The sequence below is a fragment of the Pseudomonas sp. B707 genome (assembly GCF_022496685.1).
Lineage (GTDB): Bacteria > Pseudomonadota > Gammaproteobacteria > Pseudomonadales > Pseudomonadaceae > Aquipseudomonas > Aquipseudomonas paraglycinae.
On record NZ_WTVE01000027.1, the window covers coordinates 224,172 to 239,153 of the forward strand.

At 62.3% G+C, this 14,982-nt stretch carries 13 protein-coding genes; 7 read left to right on the forward strand and 6 right to left on the reverse strand.

Translation table 11 applies throughout. The annotated features are described in order from the left end of the window. Window positions 1-193: 193 nt before the first annotated feature. Window positions 194-1,510 carry a Na+/H+ antiporter NhaC family protein gene (locus GQX66_RS17700; RefSeq protein WP_240870221.1) on the reverse strand — a complete coding sequence of 439 codons (1,317 nt, stop codon included), beginning with the start codon at window positions 1,508-1,510 and terminating at the stop codon, window positions 194-196. A gap of 314 nt (window positions 1,511-1,824) precedes the next feature. Between GQX66_RS17700 and GQX66_RS17705 the strand changes: the two genes are divergently transcribed. Further along, a complete protein-coding gene (locus GQX66_RS17705; protein ID WP_240870224.1) occupies window positions 1,825-3,972 on the forward strand; it encodes a methyl-accepting chemotaxis protein in 2,148 nt (715 codons plus the stop codon). Window positions 3,973-4,188: 216 nt separating this feature from the next. Here the strand turns inward: GQX66_RS17705 and GQX66_RS17710 are convergent, their stop codons facing one another. Genes GQX66_RS17710 through GQX66_RS17725 form a run of 4 tightly spaced genes read right to left on the reverse strand, consistent with a single transcriptional unit; the run spans window position 4,189 to window position 6,790 of the window. After that, complete coding sequence (locus tag GQX66_RS17710; protein WP_240870225.1) at window positions 4,189-5,502, reverse strand: sensor histidine kinase; 1,314 nt, start codon at window positions 5,500-5,502, stop codon at window positions 4,189-4,191. Continuing rightward, window positions 5,499-6,167 carry a response regulator transcription factor gene (locus GQX66_RS17715; protein WP_011335105.1) on the reverse strand — a complete coding sequence of 223 codons (669 nt, stop codon included), beginning with the start codon at window positions 6,165-6,167 and terminating at the stop codon, window positions 5,499-5,501. Before GQX66_RS17715 ends, GQX66_RS17710 begins: the two co-directional genes overlap by 4 nt. 3 nt (window positions 6,168-6,170) lie before the next feature. Further along, a complete protein-coding gene (locus GQX66_RS17720) occupies window positions 6,171-6,482 on the reverse strand; it encodes a PepSY domain-containing protein (protein WP_039770259.1) in 312 nt (103 codons plus the stop codon). Next, the gene (locus tag GQX66_RS17725) at window positions 6,482-6,790 is read right to left on the reverse strand and encodes a PepSY domain-containing protein (RefSeq protein WP_102718759.1); all 309 of its coding nucleotides are present in this window, start codon (window positions 6,788-6,790) and stop codon (window positions 6,482-6,484) included. Before GQX66_RS17725 ends, GQX66_RS17720 begins: the two co-directional genes overlap by 1 nt. 146 nt (window positions 6,791-6,936) lie before the next feature. Here GQX66_RS17725 and GQX66_RS17730 point away from each other — a divergent pair, with 146 nt between their 5' ends. From GQX66_RS17730 to codA, 5 genes are all read left to right on the forward strand, one after another. After that, complete coding sequence (locus GQX66_RS17730; RefSeq protein WP_240870226.1) at window positions 6,937-8,016, forward strand: patatin-like phospholipase family protein; 1,080 nt, start codon at window positions 6,937-6,939, stop codon at window positions 8,014-8,016. Window positions 8,017-8,102: 86 nt separating this feature from the next. Then, complete coding sequence (gene queD, locus GQX66_RS17735) at window positions 8,103-8,459, forward strand: 6-carboxytetrahydropterin synthase QueD (protein WP_007955941.1); 357 nt, start codon at window positions 8,103-8,105, stop codon at window positions 8,457-8,459. An 85-nt stretch (window positions 8,460-8,544) separates the two neighbouring features. Next, window positions 8,545-9,357, forward strand: coding sequence for an alpha/beta hydrolase (locus GQX66_RS17740; protein WP_240870227.1), 813 nt, complete (start codon window positions 8,545-8,547; stop codon window positions 9,355-9,357). 173 nt (window positions 9,358-9,530) lie between these two features. Further along, window positions 9,531-10,802: a cytosine permease gene (gene codB, locus GQX66_RS17745; RefSeq protein ID WP_240870228.1), complete on the forward strand. Its 1,272-nt coding sequence runs from the start codon at window positions 9,531-9,533 to the stop codon at window positions 10,800-10,802. 13 nt (window positions 10,803-10,815) lie between these two features. Further along, complete coding sequence (gene codA / locus GQX66_RS17750; protein ID WP_102688663.1) at window positions 10,816-12,057, forward strand: cytosine deaminase; 1,242 nt, start codon at window positions 10,816-10,818, stop codon at window positions 12,055-12,057. Between the two features lie 143 nt (window positions 12,058-12,200). Here codA and GQX66_RS17755 read toward each other — a convergent pair whose 3' ends face one another. Then, entirely contained in the window at window positions 12,201-13,193 is a 993-nt protein-coding gene (locus tag GQX66_RS17755) for a diaminopimelate epimerase (protein ID WP_240870229.1), read from the reverse strand. Window positions 13,194-13,462: 269 nt separating this feature from the next. Between GQX66_RS17755 and GQX66_RS17760 the strand changes: the two genes are divergently transcribed. Next, window positions 13,463-14,982 (forward strand): type VI secretion system tip protein VgrG (locus GQX66_RS17760; RefSeq protein ID WP_240870230.1); only part of this gene is annotated, 1,520 nt, incomplete at its 3' end.

Genomic DNA, 14,982 nt, shown 5'->3' on the forward strand with positions numbered 1-14,982 from the left:
TTTATTGGCGTGGTTAAAGGCTTTAACGGCACGCGAAACCAAAAGTTGAGGTTTACCTCAGATCGTTCCCACGCTCTGCGGCTGATCGTTCCCATGCTCTGCGTGGGAATGCAGCCCGGGACGCTCCGCGTCCCAAAGCGTGACGCAGCGCGTCACAAGAGGCGTTCCCACGCAGAGCATGGGAACGATCACGTCAGAGGACCATCGCAGCCACCCAGCCAAACGCCAGCAGCGGCAGGTTGTAATGCAGGAAAGTCGGGACCACGGTGTCCCAGATGTGATGGTGCTGGCCGTCGATGTTCAGCCCGGAGGTCGGGCCGAGGGTCGAGTCTGACGCGGGCGAACCGGCATCGCCCAAGGCACCGGCCGTGCCGACGATGCAGACAATCGCCATCGGGCTGAAGCCCAGTTGCACGCACAGCGGCACAAAAATCGCCGCCAGAATCGGCACCGTGGAAAACGACGAGCCGATGCCCATGGTCACCAGAAGACCGACCAGCAGCATCAGCAACGCACCGATGCCCTTGCTGTGATTGATCCACGACGCCGACGACTCGACCAGCGTCTGCACCTCGCCGGTGGCCTTCATCACTTCGGCGAATCCGGACGCGGCGATCATGATGAAGCCGATCATCGCCATCATTTTCATGCCTTCGGTGAACAAGTCATCCGTCTCGCGCCATTTGACGATGCCCGACGCCGAAAAGATCAGGAAACCGGCCAGCGCCCCGATAATCATCGAATCCAGCAGCAACTGAATAATGAAGGCTGCGGCAATGGCGACACCGGCGATCAACAGGCTGCGCGGGTTGTACTGCACCGCCACCTGCTCGACCTGCTCGATTTTTCCCAGGTCGTATACGCGCTTCTTGCGGTAACTGATAAAGGCGATGCCCAGCCCCACCAGCATGCCCAGCGCCGGAATCCCCATGGCATGGGTGACGTTGATCCCGCTGATGTCCACGCCACTGCGGGCAACGTTGGCCAGCAGGATCTCGTTTAGGAAAATGTTGCCGAAGCCAACCGGCAGGAACATGTACGGCGTGATCAGGCCGAAGGTCATGACGCAGGCGATCAACCGGCGGTCCAGTTGCAGCTTGGTCAGTACATAGAGAAGCGGCGGCACCAGCAGCGGAATGAACGCGATGTGGATCGGCAGGATGTTCTGCGAAGCGATCGCCACCACCCACAGCAGGCCGATCAGCATCCATTTGACGCTGCCGCCACCGGTCGCATGCTGGCGGTCGACCATCGCCAGAGCCTTGTCGGCCAGCGCATGGGCCAGGCCGGACTTGGCAATCGCCACGGCGAAAGCGCCGAGCAACGCGTAGGACAACGCCACTGTCGCCCCGCCACCCAGGCCGCTGTTGAAGGCCTTGAGCGTGGCGTCGATGCCCAGACCACCGGTCAGGCCACCAACCAGCGCACCGACGATCAATGCGATCACCACATGCACACGGGACAGGCTGAGGATCAGCATGACGCCGACCGCAGCAATCACTGCATTCATTTCACTACCTCGAAAACACGACGGTAAAGCCATTCACCGCCAGACAGGATGAGTCCGGCCGACAAGCCACGAGGGTCGCCAGCGGATTTGCATAGAGGGTCTTATTAGAAGGGCGCGCACTGTGCCGCAGCGCGGGCGCAGTGTCAAAGCGACTGGTCGCAACACTGTGTAACTTTCCATGATCAATCCGCTGAACAGGGCATATCAGCCACAACATGCGTCAATTCGCCCTATTGCATTTACGCCATAAAGAAAGCTGAAACGCGGCCGTTACAGTGCAAAGTCTCAGATATTTATCGAATAAGGACGTTTCCATGTCACTCAGACAACTTTCCATCCAATGGAAAATCACCCTGCTCGCCGGGCTCTGCCTGGCCGGTATCGTGACCCTGTTGGTGGGTCTTTCGCTGTATCGCATGGAGCACAGTTCCGAACTGGTGAAAGCTTCGAGCATGGAAATGCTCACCGAGTCGGCCCAGGCCCGCATTGAATCCCAGGGCGAAGTCCAGGCAGCGGGCATTCGCCAGCAGTTCATGGACGCCTATCAATATGGCCACGGTTTCTCGCGTCAGGTGCTGTTCCTGCGCGAACAGGCCGAGAAGCGCTTCCTCGATGCCTTCGACCTGCGCGAAGACATGACTCGTCAGGTGAAATCGGCGCTGCAGGCCAATCCGGATCTGCTCGGCCTGTCGCTGGTGTTCGAAGCCAACGCGCTGGACGGCAAGGACGAACTGTTTGCCGGTCAGGCTGAACTGGGCAGCAACGACAAGGGCCGCTTCGCCCTGTACTGGTCGCAACCGACCCCAGGCAAGGTGACCTCAATGGCGCTGCCGGAAAGCGACATGACCGACACCAGCACCGGCCCCAGCGGCCAGGCCGCCAACGCCTGGTTCACCTGCCCGCGCACCACGCTCAAGCCGTGCGTGATCGAACCCTACTTCTATGTGATCGACGGGCAAAAGGTGCTGATGACCAGCATCGTGTTCCCGTTGATGGTCAACGGCAAAGTCATCGCCTCGCTGTCGGTCGACATCAACCTCAACAGCCTGCAAGCGATCAGCCAGAGCGCCAGCAAAAAGCTCTATGACGGCCAGACCGCCGTGAGCATCATCAGCCCCGCCGGCCTGCTCGCCGGTTACAGCCCGGACGCCAATAAACTCAGCCAGCGCCTGGATGCCGTGGACACCACCAGCGGCGCCGAGCTGCTGCGCCTGCTCGCTTCGAGCAACGCCGTCAGCAGCCTGCACAGCAACGCGCAACTGAAAGTGCTGTCGCCGTTCCAGCCGATTCCCGGCGGCCCGTCCTGGGGCGTGCTGCTCGATGTGCCGGAAAAGGTGCTGGTAAGCCGCGCCGAAGCGCTCAAGCAACAACTGGATGCCAGCAACACTTCGGGCACCCTCATCGAACTGAGCCTGGGCGTGCTCGCCGCGCTGATCGGCCTGCTGCTGGTGTGGCTGATGGCCCGCAGCGTGACCAAACCGATCCTCGGCGTGGCCCATATGCTGGAAGACATCGCCAGCGGCGAAGGCGACCTGACCCGCCGTCTGGCCTACGACAAGAAGGATGAACTCGGTCAACTGGCCGGCTGGTTCAACCGCTTCCTCGACAAGCTGCAACCGATCATCGCCGAGGTGAAACGCTCGGTGCAGGATGCGCGCAACACCGCCGATCAGTCTTCGGCCATCGCCACTCAGACCAGCGCCGGCATGGAGCAGCAATACCGTCAGGTCGATCAGGTGGCCACCGCGTCCCACGAAATGAGCGCCACCGCTCAGGACGTGGCCCGCAGCGCGGCACAAGCCGCCGAAGCGGCCAAGGATGCCGACCGCGCCACCCGTCAGGGCCTGACCGTGATCGACCGCACCACCGCCAGCATCGACACCCTCGCCGCCGACATGAGCGCGGCGATGGTGCAGGTCGAAGGCCTGGCCGCCAACAGCGAGAAGATCGGCACCGTGCTGGAAACCATCCGCGCCATCGCCGAACAGACCAACCTGCTGGCCCTCAACGCCGCCATTGAAGCGGCCCGTGCCGGTGAAGCCGGACGTGGTTTTGCGGTGGTCGCCGACGAAGTGCGCAACCTCGCCCGCCGCACTCAAGAGTCGGTGGAAGAAACCCGCCAGGTCATCGAGCAATTGCAGACCGGAACCCAGGACGTGGTCGGCTCGATGGGCAACAGCCATCGCCAGGCCCAGGGCAGTGTCGAACAGGTCGGCCAGGCCGTGACCGCGCTGCGCCAGATCGGCGATGCGGTGACGGTGATCAGCGACATGAACCTGCAGATCGCCAGCGCTGCCGAAGAGCAGAGCGCGGTGGCCGAGGAGATCAACAACAACGTGGCGACGATTCGTGATGTGACGGAGTCGCTCTCGGGACAGGCGAATGAATCGGCGCGGGTGAGTCAGTCGCTCAATAGCCTGGCGAATCAGCAGCAGAGTTTGATGGATCAGTTTCGGGTTTGACTCGGGATTGCTGAAGATCAAGAGCTTACCCCCTCATCGGAACGCCGCCCGCCCATCCCTCTCCCCCAAGGGGGCGAGGGGGAAAGGGAGCAGATCTCCGTTGCTATCGGAGCCTGAGTACACCTCGATATATCAAGTCGGTGAGACTCGAACATCCACCTCGGTCAGTCCCCTCTCCCTCCGGGAGAGGGTTAGGGTGAGGGGGGCTCTTGAAGGCTACCGCCGAGGCAACTGAATCTCCACCTTCAACCCACTCCACTCACTCTCCCCCAACACCAAAACCCCACCCCACGTCTCGACAATATCCCGCACAATCCCCAGCCCCAACCCATGCCCATGGGTCTGCTCATCCAGCCGCGTCCCACGGCTGAACACCTGAGCCCGCTGCGCTTCGGGAATCCCCGGCCCGTCATCCTCCACGCTCAGCACAAAACCTTCGGCCGTTTCGACCACGCTCAACCGCACCTCGGCATCCGCCCATTTGCAAGCGTTGTCCAGCAGGTTGCCAAGCAGTTCCAGCAGATCCTCACGATCCCACGGCAATTGCAGGCCCGGCGGTGCCACGTAACTCAACTCCAGATGCTCGCCATGGATCATGTTCAACGTCGACAGCAGCCCCGGTAGCTCGGCGTCGCAATCGAACAGCGCTCCCGGCAACGCATCGCCAGAGAGCCGCGCACGGTTGAGCTCGCGGTTCAGCCGTTGCTGAACCTGCTCCAGTTGTTCCTTGAGAATCTTGCGCAGTTCCGGATGCGCGTCGAGCCTTTCACTCGACGCCAGACTGAGCAGCACCGCCAACGGGGTTTTCAGCGCATGCCCGAGATTGCCCAGGGCATTGCGCGAACGCTTGAGGCTGTCTTCGGTGTGCGCCAGCAAATGGTTGATCTGCGCCACCAGCGGTTCCAGCTCCGCCGGTACTTGTTCATCGAGTTGTGAACGCTGGCCCTGCTGCAACTGGGCGATCTGTTCACGAGCCTTTTCCAGCGGACGCAACGCGCGGCGCACGGTCAGGCGTTGCAGCAACAGAATCAGCAGCAACCCGGCCAGCCCGAGGCCGAGACCGATCTGGCGCATGCGCTGGAAGCTCTCGCGCACCGGCGTGTAATCCTGGGCCACGCTGATGGAAATCGACTGGCCGAGCCGTCGATAGTCCGAACGCAGCACCAATAATTGCTGACCGTCCGGCCCCAGTTGCAGATTGCTGTGCAGACCGGAGCGTTCGAGCAACGGCAGATCCTGATCCCACAACGAGCGGGAGCGCCAATGGCTGTCAGCGAAATCGATGCGGAAGTAATGCCCGGAAAACGGTCGCTGATAGGCCGGCGACAAGTGACGCTCATCCAGCTGCAAACCCTGTGGCCCGCGAACCAGCGCCACCAACAGGCTCTCGCTGTCGTTACGCAAGCCGGCTTCGAGATAGCGCTGCAATCCCACCTCGAACAACCACAGACTGGTTTGCGCCAGCAGTACGCCGACGACCACCAGCACGCTGATCAACCCCAGACTCAAGCGGCGCTGGATCGATCTCACGAAGCCTGTCCGCCAAACAGATAACCCTGGCCGCGACGGGTTTCGATCACGCTCTTGCCGAGCTTGCGCCGCAGGTGATTGACGTGGACTTCCAGCACGTTGGAATCGCGCTCGGTTTCACCGTCATAGAGGTGTTCAGCGAGGTGGCTCTTGGAGAGGATCTGCTCCGGGTGCAGCATGAAGTAGCGCAACAGACGGAATTCGGCGGCGGTCAGTTGAATATCGGCACCGTCGCGCACGACACACTGACGGCCCTCGTCCAGGTGCAGACCGGCGGCCTTGAGCGTCGGCTGGTTGGCCTGGCCCTTGGAACGGCGCAGCAGCGACTGGATGCGCAAATACAGTTCTTCCGGGTGGAAAGGTTTGGTCAGGTAATCGTCGGCACCGGCCTTCAGGCCTTCGATGCGCTCGGCCCAGGAATCACGGGCGGTAAGGATCAGCACCGGAATCGTCAGACCGCCGGCGCGCCATTGCGCCAGCACCTCAAGCCCCGGCACGCCGGGCAGACCGAGGTCGAGGACGATCAGGTCGTAGGGCTCGCTGCTGCCCTGATAGACCGCATCGCGTCCGTCCGCCAGCCAGTCCACCGCGTAGCCTTGGCGTTGCAGGCCGGCGAGCAGTTCGTCAGCCAGCGGTACGTGGTCTTCCACCAGAAGCAAGCGCATCGGTCAATCTTCCTTGTCTTTCACGAGTTCGCCGGTATCGGCCTTAAGGTGCAGCTCGCGGGCCACACCTTCGACGGTCAGCAACTCGACTTCATAAATGTAGACGTCGTGTTTTTCTTCCAGCTCGACTTCCAGCAGTTTCGCGCCGGGATAACGGTCCATCGCCTGCTGCAGCACTTGCTCCAGCGGCAGGATCACGCCCTGCTTGCGCAGATTGAGGGCTTCGTCGGGCCCCAGGTCGCGGGCCATCGCCGTCGAGCAAAACATCACCAGCGCCAATGCCGTACGGCGGGTGGCGCGAACATTAACCTTCATTACGTATCCTGATGATCCTTGAGCACTTGCCCGCTCACCGCATCCAGTTCCAGATCCCATTCCAGCCCCTGCGGATCACGCAGTTCGATCTGGTAGATGTACTTGCCGTACTGTTCTTCCAGCTCGGTGTCGGTGATCGTCGAACCCGGGTGTTTGGCCAGCGCGGTGGCGTTGAGCTTCTCGAAGGAGACGATAGTACCAGCGTCGCGCAGGCGCAGGGCTTCATCCGGGCCGAGATCGCGGGCGCGAACGGTGCCGGCGGTGAGGCCGATGATGGAGGCAATGGTCAGGGCAGTCAGGGTTTTCATGGTGTCTCCGTATTTTTATGTGTCGCTACGGGCGGCACCTTAACGGTGCGAACTTAACTGAAACTGAATGGCCATCATGGGGTCTGCTCCTGCAGCCACGGCAACATGTGCTTATAATCTTTCGCTTGCTAACGATCGAGACCGGTATGACCGCCATTCACATCAAGTTCCCTTCCCTCACCCTCAAGGCCGGCCCCCGGGCCATGGCGCGCATTCGTGCCCAAGGCCTGAACGCCGCCGACGTCGGCACCCTGCCCGGTGCTGCCGGTGGGCCGAAGGCGCTGGGGATTCAGGGGCTGGATCTGGCGTTGTTCGGCGAGTGGCTGCCGGCGGCGCCGCGCGAGCGTTCGCTGATCGGTGCGTCGGTGGGTTCCTGGCGCTTCGCCAGCGCTTGTCTGCCGGACGCCGCCGAAGGCATCCGCCGCCTCGGTCATCTGTACACCGAGCAGAACTTCAACAAAGGCGTGACCATCGGCGACGTCAGCCGCAGTTCGCAGCGCATGCTCGATGACCTGCTCGACGGCCGCGACACCAGCCTTCTGACCAACGCCCATTACCGCTTGAACATCATGGTGGTCAAAAGCCACGGCGGGCTGGCGGACGACCATCGCGGCCGGCTCGGGCTGGCGCTGGGCTCGGTGATCGCCGACAACCTGCGGGGCCGGGCGCGGCTGTCGCGGCACTTCGAACGGCTGATCATCCACGACCCGCGCCTGGCGCCGCCGGTGCATGCGTTGAATGACTTCCCGTCACGTTTCGTCGCCCTCGATGCCGGCAACCTGCGTCAGGCGCTGCTGGCGTCCGGTTCGATCCCGATGGTCATGGAAGGCGTGCGCGACCTGCCGGGCGCCGGTGCCGGCACGTTCCGCGACGGCGGTCTGCTGGACTATCACCTCGACCTGCCCTACAGCGGCGACGGCATCGTGCTGTATCCGCACTTCACCGACCGGGTGATTCCGGGCTGGTTCGACAAGACCCTGCCGTGGCGCAAAGCTTCGGTCGAGCGTTTGCAGGACGTGCTGTTGCTGGCGCCATCGAAGGAATACCTGGCGCGCCTGCCCTACGGCAAACTCCCCGACCGTAACGACTTCAAACGCTTCATGGGCGATGCGCCGAGCCGGCAGAAATACTGGCGCGCGGCGATGGACGAAAGTCGCCGATTGGGTGATGAGTTCCTTGAACTGACTGCCAATGGTCGCCTCGCCGAGCGCTTGCTGACCCTTTAGTCAGCACAGCCGGGAACAAGCTGATAAACTCGCCGCCTGCCCGAATTCGCTGCGGCGAACGCCATCTGAACAGAGCTGAAATCACTGTGGAAATCTTCAAGGAATTTACGTTCGAATCCGCCCACCGCCTGCCCCACGTACCGGACGGCCACAAGTGCGGACGCCTGCACGGTCACTCGTTCAAAGTGGCGATTCACCTGAGCGGCGACCTCGATCCGCACACCGGCTGGATCCGTGATTTCTCCGAGATCAAAGCGATTTTCAAGCCGCTGTACGAGCGTCTGGACCACAACTACCTCAACGACATTCCGGGCCTCGAGAACCCGACCAGCGAAGTGCTGGCCAAATTCATCTGGAATGAATTGAAGCCCCTGCTGCCGGAACTCAGTGCGATCCGCATCCACGAGACCTGCACCAGCGGTTGCATCTATCGCGGCGAGTAATTCCCGCGACACAAAAAAACCACCGAGACCGGTGGTTTTTTTACGCCTATGCTTTTTGGCTCGAACCCGCCAAGAGGACAGGCCCATGAGGGACTGGCTGCTGGATCAGATCTTTGATTTCAACGGGCGACAGATTCGCCACGGGGTGCGGGGCGACGGCCCGCCGCTGGTGTTCGTGCACGGCACGCCCTTCTCTTCTTATGTGTGGCACCGCATCGCGCCGCACTTTTTCGCCACGCATCGGGTGCATTACTTCGATTTGCTGGGCTACGGGCAGTCCGAGCAACCGGACGCCGATGTATCCCTCGGTGTGCAGAACGAATTGCTCGTTCAGTTGCTCGATCACTGGAATCTGCAACGCCCGGACGTGGTCGCCCACGACTTCGGCGGCGCCACCGTGCTGCGCGCGCACCTGCTCAACGGCAAGGATTACCGCAGCCTGACCCTGATCGACCCGGTGGCGCTGACGCCCTGGGGCTCACCGTTCGTGCAGCACGTGCGTCAGCATGAAGCGGCGTTCAGCGGCCTGCCGGATTACATCCAGCGCGCCATCGTCCCGACCTATATCCGCGGGGCGATCCAGCGGGATATTCCCGATGATGAACTGGCGCCGTACGTGCAGCCGTGGCTGGGCGATCCGGGGCAAGCGGCGTTCTACCGGCAGATCGCGCAGATGGATCAGCGCTACACGCTGGAGGCGCAGCCGCTGTACCCGACGATCCGCTGCCCGGTGCAGATTCTCTGGGGCGAGGACGATCAGTGGATTCCCATCGAACGCGGACGCGAGTTGCACAAGATGATTCCAGAATCGCAATTTCATCCGATTCCGAATGCCGGGCATCTGGTGCAGGAAGATGCGCCTGAAGCCATAGTCGCCGCGCTGCTGCGGTTCCTCTGATCCAATCCCGTGACTCTGTGGGAACAGCTGCTCCCACATGGTTCGATGCGGCGCCCGATGCACTGCTTTCGCGCCGATCATCCGTGCCTCGTCTATAAATACTCGCAACATCGCGTTTGGCACGACCGCTGCAACCTCTTCGCGTCCTCCCCCTTCCAGCAAGGAACGCCCCCATGACGCAAAACGATCCCGGCAACGATTACCCCCTCAGTGAAGTACCGATGCACGCGCGCAAAGGCCTGGCCTCCACAGCGATGGTGCTGCTGGGGTTTACCTTCTTCACGGCGACCATGTTTGCCGGCGGCAAGCTCGGCGTGGCGTTCAACTTTGGCGAAATGCTCGCCGTCATCGTCATCGGCAATCTGCTGCTCGGTGTGTACGCCGCAGGCCTGGGTTACATCGCCTTCAAGAGCGGGCTGAATTCGGTGCTGATGGGGCGCTTCTGTTTTGGCGAAGTCGGCAGCAAGCTCAGCGACCTGATCCTCGGCTTCACCCAGATCGGCTGGTACGCCTGGGGCACCGCAACGGCGGCGGTGGTACTTGGCAAGTATTTCGATCTGAATGAAGCCACGGTGCTGGGGCTGATGGTGCTGTTCGGCCTAGTGTTCTGCGCCACGGCGTATGTCGGTTATCGAGGGCTGGAAATTCTGTCGTACATCGCGGTGCCGGCAATGATGTTGCTGCTGATGCTGTCGATGTGGGTTGCGACCGTGAAAGTCGGCGGCCTCGACGGTTTGCTCAGCGTCGTGCCCAGCGGTTCGCTGGACTGGTCGACCGCCATCACGCTGGTATTCGGTACCTTCGTCAGCGGCGCGACCCAGGCCACCAATTGGACGCGTTTTTCCCGTTCGGCACGGGTCGCGGTGCTGGCCAGTCTGATCGGTTTTTTCATCGGCAACGGCCTGATGGTGCTGATCGGTGCCTATGGTGCGATCGTCTATCAACAGCCCGACGTGGTCGAAGTGCTGCTGTTGCAGGGCTTCGCCATGGCGGCGATGGCGATGCTGTTGCTGAACATCTGGAGTACCCAGGACAACACCATCTACAACTTCGCCGTCGCCGGCTGCAACCTGCTGCGCACCGGTCGCCGCAAGACCGTGACCCTGGCCGGCGCCGTGATCGGCACCGCGCTCGCGTTGCTGGGCATGTACGACATGCTGGTGCCTTATCTGATCCTGCTCGGCACGGTGATCCCGCCGATTGGCGGCGTGATCATGGCGGACTTTTTCTTCCGCTGGCACGGGCGTTATCCGCGACTGGCCGACGCACGGTTACCGGCGTTCAACTGGCCGGGGCTTGCGGCCTACGCGGCCGGGACGGTCGCGGCGTTCGGCTCGCCGTGGGTCGCGCCGCTGGTCGGCATCGCCGTTGCCGCGTTAACGTATATCGCAGTGACCGGCCTGCTCGGCGCCCGCAACGCGACCGCCCCTCTACAAGATCTATAAAAGGATTCGCCCGATGCACATCATCAACGCCCGACTGCGCAACCAGGAAGGTCTGCACGAATTGCACCTCGAAGACGGCCTGATCCGCAGCATCGCGCGCCAGACCGAAGCGCCGACCCTGGGCCCCGACGACCTCGACGCCGGTGGCAATCTGGTGGTGCCGCCCTTCGTCGAGCCGCACATTCACCTCGACGCCACCCTGACCGCCGGCGAGCCGCGCTGGAACATGAGCGGCACGCTGTTCGAAGGCATCGAGTGCTGGGGCGAGCGCAAGGTCACCATCACCCAGGAAGACACCAAGACCCGGGCGAAGAAAACCATTCAGACCCTCGCCGCCCACGGCATTCAGCACGTGCGCACCCACGTCGACGTCACCGATCCGCAACTCACCGCGCTCAAGGCGATGCTCGAAGTGCGCGAGGAAAGCCGTCACCTGATCGACCTGCAGATCGTCGCGTTCCCTCAGGAAGGCATCGAGTCGTTCCGCAATGGCCGCGAGCTGATGGAAGAAGCGATCCGTATGGGCGCGGATGTGGTCGGCGGGATTCCGCATTTCGAGTACACCCGCGACCAAGGCGTCAGCTCGGTGAAGTTCCTGATGGATCTGGCCGAGCGCACCGGCTGCCTGGTGGACGTGCACTGCGACGAAACCGACGACCCGCATTCGCGCTTCCTCGAAGTGCTGGCCGAAGAGGCCCGCAGCCGCGACATGGGCGCTCTCGTGACCGCCAGCCACACCACCGCGATGGGCTCCTACGACAACGCCTACTGCGCCAAACTGTTCCGCCTGCTCGGCCATTCGGGGATCAGTTTTGTCTCCTGCCCGACCGAAAGCATTCACCTGCAAGGTCGCTTCGACAACTTCCCGAAACGCCGCGGCGTGACCCGCGTCAACGAACTGCTCGAAGCCGGCATGAACGTCTGCTTTGGTCAGGATTCGATCGTCGATCCGTGGTATCCGCTGGGCAACGGCAACATCCTGCGGGTACTCGAAGCCGGCCTGCACATCTGCCACATGCTCGGCTACCGCAACCTGCAGAGCGCGCTGGATCTGGTCACCGACAACAGCGCCAAGGCCATGCACCTTGGCGAACGCTACGGTCTGGAACAGGGCCGCCCGGCCAACCTGCTGATCCTGTCGGCGGACAGCGACTACGAAGTGATCCGCAGCCAGGGCCTGCCGCTGTACTCGATCCGCAATGGCGAGGTGCTGATGAAGCGGCAGATGCCGGTGGTGGAGTTCGTGGAGGGTTGAGTGGCGGTTATTGCTCGCGCCGGTTTTATCGCGAATCGAAAGAGCCAGCCTGTCAGATCTGACAGGCGACAACCGCCTCGAACCGGCTCACAGTAAAGCCCAAGGGATCCATCGTTCCCGGGGGGACGATCATGAAAGGGACTTCACTTTTCTGTCGTGTGCGCCGTGCCGAACAGGCGCACTCGCAGTAGTTCTCCGTCGCGCTCCTCCAGCAGGATCGGCGCGGTTCCGCCGGGCATCACCACCTGCACCTCTCCCGCTGACACCCAGCCCACCCGCCACGCCGCACTCGCCACCGCACTGGCGCTGGTGCCGGATGAGGCGGTCGGGCCTTCGCCCCGTTCGAATACCCTCGCCACGATGAGTTGATCGCCGGCGCGCGTCGCCCATTGCAGGTTGACCCCCGCCGGACAGGGCTGGCCGGCGCCGGTGGGCATGGCGTAGGCGATGGCGCTCAGACTGTCCGCCAGCGGCGATTCAAGCATCTGCGCGTTGCTTGGCAATGCCGCTTCATCCTGCACCAGCGTCACGCAATGTGGATTGCCGATGCGCACGAACTGACTGTGCGTCCAGGCGGGATCGAGCTGCGCCAACGGTCTGACACGGCTGGTTTCCACACCGTTGAACGGCACCGGTTCAACGCCGAGCGCACTGACGGCTGCCGGGCCGAATCCGGGTTGCCCGAGATCCAGCCAGAAGCCCTGCACGCCCGCGACCTCAGCCGGTTTGACCGAGATCGGCACGGGCGACTGCGCATCCTGTTTGTCGTGATGCACCTGCAACGATGCGCCCTGCTCTGGCATCAGCCCCTGCTCAAGCAGCGCCTGAGAAAAAATCGTCAGACCGTTGCCGCTGCGCTCGGCCAGCGTGCCGTCGGTGTTGACGATCAGCAGATCAAAGGGTGCCGAGGACTGAAACGGGCCGATCAGCAAGCCATCGCTGCGATGATGTTTGGCACCGGCGGGCCGGATTGAATCAGGCCATTGGCAGAATGTCGCGATGGCCTGCTCGCTCCAGATAGCTCTGGATGACGCCGCCTCTTGTGCGTTGGCCGGCAGGTCGATGCCCGCCTCACGTACCTGTAGGGGTGAAACCACGCCGTAGATATTGCCGCGCGCGTCGTAGAACGTTGCCATCTCGTTTCCTGCGTTCAGGTTGCTGTCAGCGCTCCACTCTATCGCCTGACGGGATCCACAATCACGTGGAAATATCAGCAAAAGTGATATCACTTTGCCAAGAAACATCTCGTAGCAACTTCGAACAGGCCTTATGAACCGCGGCTTTCAGGGCATGTGCGCAACTTTTTGCGCAACTTTAAGCCTTTATGATCCGACTCGGTTCTGGATCAGGCTTTCGCCGAGGTTAGAACTTTCAGGAGATTCAGTTTCACCTCAAGGAGCGTCAAATGTTCAGTCCAGCCAACGAAACGCACTTCAGCCTGACCGTTGAGGACTACGTTTGCGACCTGCAAGTGCTGTCGTTCACCGGCACCGAAGGCATCAGCCAGCCGTTTCGTTTCGACCTGGAACTGGTCAGCGAAAACCCGGATCTGGACCTGGAAAAACTCCTGCACAAACAGGCGTTCCTCGCCCTCGATCCGCAGGGCTCGGGCATCCACGGCCAGATCTACCGCGTCGCCCAGGGCGATGCCGGCAAGCGCCTGACCCGCTACAAAGTCTCGCTGGTGCCGCAGCTGCAATACCTGCATCACCGCACCAACCAGCGCATCTACCAGCAGATGTCGGCGCCGAAAATCATCGCGCTGATCCTCGACGAGCACGGCATCAAGGGCAACGCCTACAGCTTCCAGCTCAGCCAGCCGTGCCCGGATCGCGACTACTGCGTGCAGTACGACGAAACCGACCTGCACTTCGTCCAGCGCCTGTGCGAAGAAGAAGGCATTCACTACCACTTCCAGCACAGCAAGAAAGGCCACCTGCTGGTGTTCGGCGATGACCAGACCGTATTCCCGAACCTCGGCCAACCGACCGCGTACGTGCAGGGCAGCGGCATGGTCGCCGAAGAGCCGGTGATCAAAGGCTTCAAGCTGCGCCTGGAAACCCGCACCAGCCGCACCACCCGCCGCGACTACGATTTCGAGAAACCGCGCCTGCAAATGGAGGCGGCGTACAAACCGGACGGCGCTCTCGATAGCAAAAACGCTGAACCGGATCTGGAAGACTACGACTACCCCGGCCGCTTCATCGACCGCGCGCGCGGCAAGTTCCTCAGCCAGCGCGCCCTCGAACGCCACCGTGCCGACTACCGCCAGGCCGAAGGTCGCGGCGACCAGACCAGACTCGTCAGCGGCCACTTCATGGAAATGTCGGACCACCCGCGCAGCGAGTGGAACGACCTGTGGCTGCTCACCGAAATCTTCCACGAAGGCAAACAGCCGCAAGTCCTCGAAGAGTCGGTGACCAGCGACACCACCGACAACAAGGACGACTTCCACCAGGGCTATCGCAACACCTTCCTCGCCACCCCGTGGGACGTGTTCTACCGCCCCGCGCTGGAGCACCCGAAACCCCGCGTGCTCGGCAGCCAGACCGCCATGGTCACCGGCCCCAAAGGCGAAGAAATCCACTGCGACCAATACGGCCGCATCAAGGTGCAATTCCACTGGGACCGCGAAGGCCTGGCCGACGACAAGACCAGCTGCTGGCTGCGCGTCTCCAGCTCCTGGGCCGGCGACCGCTATGGCGCCATCTCCATCCCGCGCATCGGCATGGAAGTCCTCGTCACCTTCCTCGAAGGCGACCCCGACCAGCCACTGGTCACCGGCTGCCTGTACCACAAGGAAAACCCGGTGCCGTACGCCCTCCCGGCGAACAAAACCCGCAGCGTCTTCAAAACCCTCAGCTCCCCGGGCGGCGGTGGCTACAACGAACTGCGCATCGAAGACAAAAAAGGCGCCGAACAAAT